Source organism: Brevundimonas sp. (assembly GCF_036402095.1).
Lineage (GTDB): Bacteria > Pseudomonadota > Alphaproteobacteria > Caulobacterales > Caulobacteraceae > Brevundimonas.
In genome coordinates this window covers 1-7,818 of the sequence record NZ_DASWTO010000154.1, presented here as the reverse complement: position 1 = coordinate 7,818, position 7,818 = coordinate 1, and the positions used below count along the sequence as shown (strand labels likewise).

Annotated in this window: 9 protein-coding genes; 8 read left to right on the top strand and 1 reads right to left on the bottom strand. The window is 71.7% G+C overall.

Annotated features, from left to right (window positions below; translation table 11 throughout):
* Positions 1-13: 13 nt before the first annotated feature.
* From VGD32_RS10735 to VGD32_RS10705, 7 genes are all read left to right on the top strand, one after another.
* Complete coding sequence (locus tag VGD32_RS10735; RefSeq protein ID WP_414644411.1) at positions 14-478, top strand: GNAT family N-acetyltransferase; 465 nt, start codon at positions 14-16, stop codon at positions 476-478.
* 63 nt (positions 479-541) lie between these two features.
* Positions 542-973, top strand: coding sequence for a Fur family transcriptional regulator (locus VGD32_RS10730; RefSeq protein WP_331031877.1), 432 nt, complete (start codon positions 542-544; stop codon positions 971-973).
* Between the two features lie 49 nt (positions 974-1,022).
* The gene (gene miaB, locus VGD32_RS10725; protein ID WP_331031876.1) at positions 1,023-2,405 is read left to right on the top strand and encodes a tRNA (N6-isopentenyl adenosine(37)-C2)-methylthiotransferase MiaB; all 1,383 of its coding nucleotides are present in this window, start codon (positions 1,023-1,025) and stop codon (positions 2,403-2,405) included.
* Entirely contained in the window at positions 2,405-3,400 is a 996-nt protein-coding gene (locus VGD32_RS10720) for a PhoH family protein (RefSeq protein WP_331031875.1), read from the top strand. The genes miaB and VGD32_RS10720 overlap by 1 nt, the downstream gene beginning before the upstream one ends.
* Positions 3,401-3,410: 10 nt before the next feature.
* Positions 3,411-3,872 (top strand): rRNA maturation RNase YbeY, encoded by a 462-nt coding sequence (ybeY, locus tag VGD32_RS10715; RefSeq protein WP_331031874.1) that lies wholly within the window; start codon positions 3,411-3,413, stop codon positions 3,870-3,872.
* On the top strand, positions 3,859-5,469 hold the full coding sequence (gene lnt, locus VGD32_RS10710; protein ID WP_331031873.1) for an apolipoprotein N-acyltransferase: 1,611 nt from the start codon (positions 3,859-3,861) through the stop codon (positions 5,467-5,469). The genes ybeY and lnt overlap by 14 nt, the downstream gene beginning before the upstream one ends.
* Before the next feature lie 146 nt (positions 5,470-5,615).
* On the top strand, positions 5,616-6,032 hold the full coding sequence (locus tag VGD32_RS10705) for a helix-turn-helix domain-containing protein (protein ID WP_331031872.1): 417 nt from the start codon (positions 5,616-5,618) through the stop codon (positions 6,030-6,032).
* A 131-nt stretch (positions 6,033-6,163) separates the two neighbouring features.
* On the opposite strand, the gene VGD32_RS10700 is transcribed toward VGD32_RS10705, so the two are convergent.
* Complete coding sequence (locus VGD32_RS10700) at positions 6,164-6,679, bottom strand: S-type pyocin family protein (RefSeq protein ID WP_331031871.1); 516 nt, start codon at positions 6,677-6,679, stop codon at positions 6,164-6,166.
* A 116-nt stretch (positions 6,680-6,795) separates the two neighbouring features.
* On the opposite strand from VGD32_RS10700, the gene coaBC reads away from it, so the two are divergent.
* A partial coding sequence (coaBC, locus tag VGD32_RS10695; RefSeq protein WP_331031870.1) for a bifunctional phosphopantothenoylcysteine decarboxylase/phosphopantothenate--cysteine ligase CoaBC occupies positions 6,796-7,818 on the top strand: 1,023 nt, incomplete at its 3' end.

The following is a 7,818-nucleotide window of genomic DNA, read 5'->3' as shown; positions in this document are numbered from 1 at the left end:
GGCCGCCCGCGTCGTGACCGGCCGCGACGTGCCCGGCTGGGCGGCCGACCTGGCGGCGGGGTTCGCGGCGATCCACGCCGAGGCCTTCGCGGGGCCGCATGAGACGCCTTGGAACGCCGCGGCCTTCGCCGCTCTGTTGACCCAGGCCGGCGTGTTTTCGGTCTGCGGACGGGACGGCTTCATCCTGATGCGGGCCGTGGCCGACGAGGCGGAGATCCTGACCCTGGCGGTGCGGCCGGCGGCGCGCCGGGCGGGGGAGGGCGGCCGGCTGGTCCGCGAGGGTCTGGCCCGGGCGCGGGAGCTGGGGGCGACGCGGGTGTTCCTCGAGGTGGCGGAGGACAATGCGGCGGCGCGGGCGCTGTACGAAAAGGCGGGCTTCACCGAGGCCGGCCGCCGTCCCGGCTACTACGCCGGCGCCGGGGCCGCGCGGCGCGACGCCCTGCTTCTGGCCCTAAACTTGGCCGCGCCGCTTCCCTAGCCCGTCCGGCCCGCTTATCCTGCGCCGATGGACCGGATCGAGAAACTCTGCGCCGAGCGCGGCATGCGCATGACCGAGCAGCGGCGCGTCATCGCCCGGGTCCTGTCCAGCGCCGACGATCACCCCGACGTCGAGGAGCTGTACCGCCGCGCCTCGTCGATCGATCCGCACATCTCGATCGCCACCGTCTACCGCACGGTCCGGCTGTTCGAGGAGGCGGGGGTGGTCGAGAAGCACGATTTCGGCGACGGCCGCTCGCGCTACGAAGAGGCCGGCGACGACCACCACGACCACCTGATCGACACCCGCACCGGCGAGGTGATCGAATTCTTCGACGCCGAGATCGAGCGGCTGAAGACCGAGATCGCCGAACGGCTGGGCTTCGAACTGATCGGCCACAAGCTGGAGCTCTACGGCAAGCCGATCGAGGGGGCCGAGCCGTCCAGCCGCGAGGGGCTGATCTTCAAGCGCCACGGCGCGCGCGACGAGGCCTGACCGGACGCGCAAGTAGCGCCCGCGGCGTCCGCGCACTAAAAGACCAGCCATGACCGAAACCCTCGTCCCGCCCGAGACGTCGGATGCGACCGGCGCGCCGCCGAAGCGCCTGTTCATCAAGACCTACGGCTGCCAGATGAACGTCTATGACTCCGAGCGCATGGCCGATGTGCTGCGCCCGCTGGGCTATGCCGCGACCGACAGCGCCGAGGACGCCGACTTCGTCATCCTCAACACCTGCCACATCCGCGAGAAGGCGGCCGAGAAGGTCTATTCCGAACTCGGCAAGCTGCGGGTGATGAAGGAGGCGCGGCCCGGGGACATGACCATCGCCGTGGCCGGCTGCGTCGCCCAGGCCGAGGGCGAGGAGATCATGAAGCGCCAGCCGGCGGTCGATCTGGTGGTCGGGCCGCAGGCCTATCACCAGCTGCCGGAGCTGCTGACCCGCACGGCGCGGGCGCGGGGCGAGCGCATCGGGGCGGATTTCGCGCCCAACGAAAAGTTCGACGCCCTGCAGGTCCCGCGGGGCGGCGACGGCGTGACGGCCTTCCTGACCGTGCAGGAGGGTTGCGACAAATTCTGCACCTTCTGCGTCGTGCCCTATACGCGCGGGGCGGAGTGGTCGCGGCCGGTCGCCGACGTGCTGGCGGAGGCGCGCGAACTGGCGGCGCGGGGCGTGCGCGAGGTCACCCTGCTGGGCCAGAACGTCAACGCCTATGACGGCGAGGGGGCCGACGGGAGGCCGTCGAGCCTGGCGCGGCTGGCCCATGCGCTGGCGGAGATCCCGGGGCTGGACCGGATCCGCTACACCACCAGCCACCCGAACGACATGTCGGACGACCTGATCGCGGCGCACGGCGAGCTGGAGGCGCTGATGCCGTATCTGCACCTGCCGGTGCAGTCGGGCTCCGACCGCATCCTGCGGCTGATGAACCGCAAGCACGGGCGGACGAAATATCTCGAGCTGGTCGACCGCATCCGCGCGGCGCGGCCGGACATGGCGCTGTCGGGCGACTTCATCGTCGGCTTCCCGGGCGAGACCGACGCCGACTTCGAGCAGACGATGGATCTGGTGCGGCGGGTGAACTACGCCAGCGCCTTCTCCTTCATGTATTCGCCGCGCCCGGGCACGCCGGCGGCGACGATGGCGGCGCAGGTTCCGGACGCGGTCAGCCGCGAGCGGCTGCACGCCCTGCAGGCCCTGCTGACGGAGCAGCAGGTCGCCTTCAACGCGGCGCAGGCGGGGCGGACCCTGGCGGTGCTGTTCGAACGCAAGGGGCGGCACGGGGCGCAGGCCATCGGCCGCTCGCCGTATCTGCAGTCGGTGCATGTCGAGGACGCGGATCATCTGATCGGCCGGATCGTTCCGGTGGAGATCGAGCGCGGCCAGCAGAACAGCCTCACGGGCCGGCTCCAGCAGAAGGCGGCCTGATGGCGCGTGAGAGTGAGTTCCTGGCGCTGGACGACGCCGCCCTGCGCGCCGTCGTGGGCCCGCACAGCCGGCACATCGCCCTGATCGAGGACGCCTACAAGGTGCTGGTCGAGGCGCCCGGCGGCGGCGTGACCATCAACGGCTCGACGCGCGACCGGGCCCAGGCGAAGCGGGTCATCCAGACGCTGGCCGAACGGGCCGACACGGGGGCGGTGATCACCGAGGCCGACGTGCGCACGGCGCTGGGGGCGGCGGCGACCCGGCCGCGGGACGGGCAGGGGACCGTGGCGCCCAACGCCGTCGCCCTGCCGGTCGGGCGGCGCGGAGCCATCGCGCCCAAGACGGCGGCCCAGGCCAACTATCTGGACATGCTGTCGAAATGCGAACTGACCTTCGGGGTCGGACCGGCGGGGACGGGCAAGACCTTCCTGGCGGCGGCCTACGGCGCCTCGCTGCTGCGGCGCGGGCAGGTCGACCGGCTGGTCATCACCCGCCCGGCCGTGGAGGCGGGCGAGAAGCTGGGCTTCCTGCCCGGCGACCTGAACGAGAAGGTCGATCCCTATCTGGCCCCGATCTGGGAAGCGCTGAACGACATCCTCGGGCCCGACGACGTGCGCCGGCGGCGCGACAAGGGCGAGATCGAGGCGGCCCCGATCGCCTTCATGCGCGGCCGCACCCTGGCCCACGCCTTCATCATCGTCGACGAGGCCCAGAACACCTCGCGGCTGCAGATGAAGATGGTGCTGACCCGGCTGGGCGAGGGGGCGCGCATGGTGGTGACCGGCGACCCGTCGCAGATCGACCTGCTCAACCCGCGCGACTCCGGCCTGCGTCATGCGCTGCGCATCCTCAAGGACGTCAAGGGCGTGGCCATCCAGACCTTCCAGGCCCAGGACGTGGTGCGCCACGCCATGGTCGAGCGCATCGTCCGCGCCTATGACGCCGACGCCGCGGCGCAACGCCCCGCCGCCGACCTCGAGGACCCGGACGCGTGAGGATCCGCGCGTGATCGAGGTCGAGATCGAGGACGAGGCCTGGACGGCGGCCCTGCCCGAGGCCGCCGCCGTGGCCGAACGCGCGGCGACCGCGGCCCTGGGGACGGTCGAGGGCGGCGTGGTCGTGCTGCTGACCGACGACGCCACGGTGCGCGATCTGAACGCCCGCTTCCGCGACCGGGACCGGGCGACCAATGTGCTGTCCTTTCCGGCCGCCGGGATGACGATCCCGGGTCAGGCGCCGCCGCTCGGCGACATCGTGCTGGCCTTTGGCGTCTGCGCGGCCGAGGCCGGGGCGCAGGGCAAGACCCTGGGCGACCACCTGTCGCACCTGACCGTCCACGGCGTGCTGCACCTGCTGGGCCGCGACCACGCGCACGAGGCCGAGGCGGAAGAGATGGAGGCCGAGGAGCGCAGCATCCTTGCCAGTCTGGGCGTCGCCGACCCATACAGGGCCGATGCTCAAGCTTGATCCCGCCTCCCGCCGCGACCGCCTGATCCTGCGCTTCGGCCGCATCGCCCTGGCCTTGCTGGCCGGCGCGGGCGCGGCCCTGGCCCACCCGCCGTTCGGCGTTCTGCCCGGCCTTCTGGGCTATCCGCTGCTGATGCTGCTGGCCGAGCGGTCGGTCACCGTGCGCGGCGGCTTCTGGATGGGCTGGCTGGCCGGCTTCGCCTATTTCTTCATCAGCTGCTGGTGGGTGGCCGAAGCCTTTCTGGTCAATCCGGCCCAGGCGTGGATGGCACCGTTCGCCGCCTCGCTGCTGCCGATCGGCCTGGGTCTGTTCTGGGGCGCGGCGACCGCCCTCTACCGGCGCTTCGCTCCGTCGGGCGTGGGGCGCGTGCTCGTGTTCGCGGGCCTGTTCTGCGCGCTGGAATGGCTGCGCGGCCATGTGCTGACCGGCTTTCCGTGGAACCCGGCGGGGGCCAGCTGGAAGGCGGGGTCGGCGGGATCCCAGTTCGCCTCGGTGGGGGGGGTCTACGGTCTCAGCCTGGTGACGGTGGCGGCGGTCTCGGCCTTCGGTCCGCTGGCGGGCCCCGGGCCGCGCAAGGTGCGCATGGGCGCGGCGGCCCTCGGCGCGCTGGCCCTGGCGGCGCTGCTCGCCGGCGGCGCCATGCGGCTGTCGGGCGCGCGCCTGGCCCTGACCGATACGGTGGTGAGGATCGTCCAGGCGGACGTGCCGCAGGAGTCGAAATGGACCCCCGCAGCCGATCGCGGCATCGTCGACCGCTATGTGAACCTGACCGAGCGGCCCGGCGCCGTGACGCCGGACGTGATCATCTGGCCCGAGGGCGCGCTGCCGGCCTCGGCCAACCAGGTGTTCGCCCCGGGCTCGCCGGACGCCGTCGCCATCGCCCGGGCGGTGCGGCCGGGCCAGAGCCTGATCCTCGGCCTCGGCCGCGGCGTGGCCGATCCGGCCGCTCCCGAGGGCGCCAGCTATTTCAACAGCCTGCTGGCCCTGACGGACGAGGGCGGCAACGGGCTGAGGATCACCGCCGCCTACGACAAATACCGGCTGGTGCCGTTCGGCGAATACCTGCCGGCCGGCGGGCTTCTCGGCGCCCTGGGGGTCCGCAGCCTGACGCATATGCCGCTGGATTTCAGCGCCGGCCCGCGGCCCGCGCCGATCGCCATCCCCGGCCTGCCGTCGGTCCAGCCGCTGATCTGCTACGAAAGCCTGTATCCGGGCTTCACCCCCGGCGGGGCGAAGCGGCCGAGCTGGATCGTCAACATCTCCAACGACGCCTGGTTCGGGCGCACCTCGGGCCCGCTGCAGCATCTGAACCTGGCCAGCTACCGCGCGATCGAGACCGGCCTGCCGGTGGTCCGTTCCACCCCGACCGGGGTGTCGGCGATGATCGATCCGTGGGGCCGGGTGGTCGGCGACCAGCGGCTGGAGCCGGGCGAAAGCGGCGTCATCGACGCCCGCCTGCCGCAGGCGGCCGCGGCGACCGTCTATGGCCGTTTCGGCGACCTGCTGTTCGCCATCGGCCTGCTGCTGGCTCTGGCTCCCCTGGCGGCCGGGCGGTGGATCCGGCCCGGCGCGGACCGCCGAATTCACCTTGGGTAAGGCGTTTTCTCGTCGTTGGTGAGGGGCTGAAACGGTTACGCAACTCCCGGCTGCGCCCAAGGCGAAAACGCCGCGTTTTTCCGTGACAGCGGGCCGAAGCAGGCGCATTCAAAGCGAGCTTCACCCATGAGAGGGCAAAACGAACAATGGCCAGAGGCAAGGGCGAGGACGGCCCTCATCCCGTGGACCGGCATGTCGGGCGTCGCGTGTGCGAGAAGCGGCTGGCGCTCGGCTATAACCAGAGCGATCTCGGTCGCGCCCTGGGCCTGACCTTTCAGCAGATCCAGAAATACGAGAAGGGCGCCAACCGCATTTCGGCGTCGAAGCTCTGGGACATCGCCCGCTTCTTCAAGGTCGACATCGGCTATTTCTTCGAGGGGCTGAGCGGAGCCCAGCTGGCCGGCATGGCCGAGGGCGCCGCCGCCTTCGATCACGACTATCCGGCCACCCGCTACACCATCGAGATCAGCCGCCTGGCCCCCCAGCTGTCGACCCGGCAACAGAAGCTGGCGCTGGAGCTGATCCGCGACATGGCCGACCGCAAGGAAACGGACGAGGCGTAGACCATTCCTGCTTCAGGTCGGATCGACCGGACTCCAGAGAAGTCTCCAGAATTAATGCAGAGCGAAATCCGGGTCGGATGCGGCGACGCCCAACCCGCCCGATTTTCGATCCAGGCCCGTCCCCCCGCCGCCTATTCGGAAGATCGCGCGCCGCGCCTGCCGAACGTCGGCGCGGCGGTCTTTTCCCGCACCCAGTAGGCGGCGCCGTCGCGCGGCTTGAACATGGTCTTGGCCACCCCGTCGCGCGACACCACGGCGAAGGTGTTGGTCGAGGCCTGGTAGAGCAGCACGTCGCCATTGGCGCGTTCGACGCGCTCGGTCCCGGCCGGGGGCCGCGCCGTGAAGCGCCGCACCTTGTCCAGATAGTCGGCGGCCGAGGTCGCGCCGAAGTCGGCGCCGTTACGCTCGAACAGCCGCGCCACCTTGGCGTCGACGGTTTCGCGGCGGTTGGCGGTCAGCACCGGCCTCGCCTTCGCCGGCGCCTCGGCCGCCGCCGCCGGGGCGCCCGCGGCCGAGGTCAGCACGGCTTCAGCGCCCTCGGCCGCCCGGTCCCGCGTCTCGACCGCCGATCCGCCGTTGCCGCAGGCGGCCAGCGCCAGCAGCGCCAGCGCCGCCGTCGCGCCCGTTCCCGTGTTTCTGCCGATCATCGAACCCTCCATCCGAAATCCCGCGGAGTCCATAACGCCGTTATCTTGTTCATGCAATGTTCTTGTTTCTCCCCGTCTCCCTCGACGCCGCGCGGCGGGATCGCTAGATCAACGGAATGACCGCAGCGACGCTTTCCGGACGCAAGATCCTGCTGATCGTCGGCGGCGGCATCGCCGCCTACAAGGCGCTGGAGCTGGTCAGGCTGCTGAGGAAGGCCGGGGCCGAAGTCCAGACGATCCTGACGGCGGCGGGCGCCGAGTTCGTCACGCCGATGTCGCTGGCGGCCCTGACCGGCCAGCCGGTGCGCCAAGCCCTGTTCATGCCCGAGGACGAGACGGCCATGGGCCATATCGAGCTGTCGCGCTGGGCCGATCTGGTGGTCACGGCGCCGGCGACCGCGGGGCTGATCGCCAAGGCCGCCAACGGACTGGCCGACGACCTCGCCTCGACCACCCTTCTGGCCACCGACAAGCGGGTGCTGCTGGCGCCGGCCATGAACGTGCGCATGTGGCTGCATCCGGCGGTGCAGGCCAATATGGAGCGGCTCAAGGGGTTCGACGGCCTGCACGGCGTGGCGGTGGTCGGGCCGGACGAGGGCGAGATGGCCTGCGGCGAGTTCGGCCCTGGCCGGATGGCGGAGCCGGCGGCGATCCTGGAAGCCATCGAGGGATTGCTGGCCGGGCCTGACGGTCGGCCGCTGGCCGGGCGCACGGCGGTGGTGACCGCGGGGCCGACGTTCGAGCCGGTCGATCCGGTGCGCGGGCTGACCAACCGCTCCAGCGGCAAGCAGGGCTATGCGATCGCCGCGGCGCTGGCGACGCTGGGCGCGCGGGTGACGCTGGTGTCGGGCCCGGTGGCGCTGGCTGCGCCAGCCGGGGTGGAGCGGGTCTGGGTCGAGACCGCCCGCGAGATGCAGGCGGCGGTGCAGGCGGCCCTGCCGGCGGATGTCGCCGTGATGAGCGCGGCCGTGGCCGACTGGCGCGTCGACGGCGTGGCCTCGGGCAAGATCAAGAAGGCCCCCGGCGGGCCGCCCTCACTGGCCCTGATCGAGAATCCCGACATTCTGGCCGGGGTGTCGGCGCCCGGCAAGAACCGGCCCCGGCTGGTGATCGGTTTCGCGGCCGAGACGACGGACCTC

Coding starts and splice junctions, on each gene's coding strand:
- VGD32_RS10730 (WP_331031877.1), top strand. CDS start 542: ATGCGCATGACCGAGCAGCGGCGCGTCATCGCCCGGGTCCTGTCCAGC.
- miaB (WP_331031876.1), top strand. CDS start 1,023: ATGACCGAAACCCTCGTCCCGCCCGAGACGTCGGATGCGACCGGCGCG.
- VGD32_RS10720 (WP_331031875.1), top strand. CDS start 2,405: ATGGCGCGTGAGAGTGAGTTCCTGGCGCTGGACGACGCCGCCCTGCGC.
- lnt (WP_331031873.1), top strand. CDS start 3,859: ATGCTCAAGCTTGATCCCGCCTCCCGCCGCGACCGCCTGATCCTGCGC.
- VGD32_RS10705 (WP_331031872.1), top strand. CDS start 5,616: ATGGCCAGAGGCAAGGGCGAGGACGGCCCTCATCCCGTGGACCGGCAT.
- VGD32_RS10700 (WP_331031871.1), bottom strand. CDS start 6,679: ATGATCGGCAGAAACACGGGAACGGGCGCGACGGCGGCGCTGGCGCTG.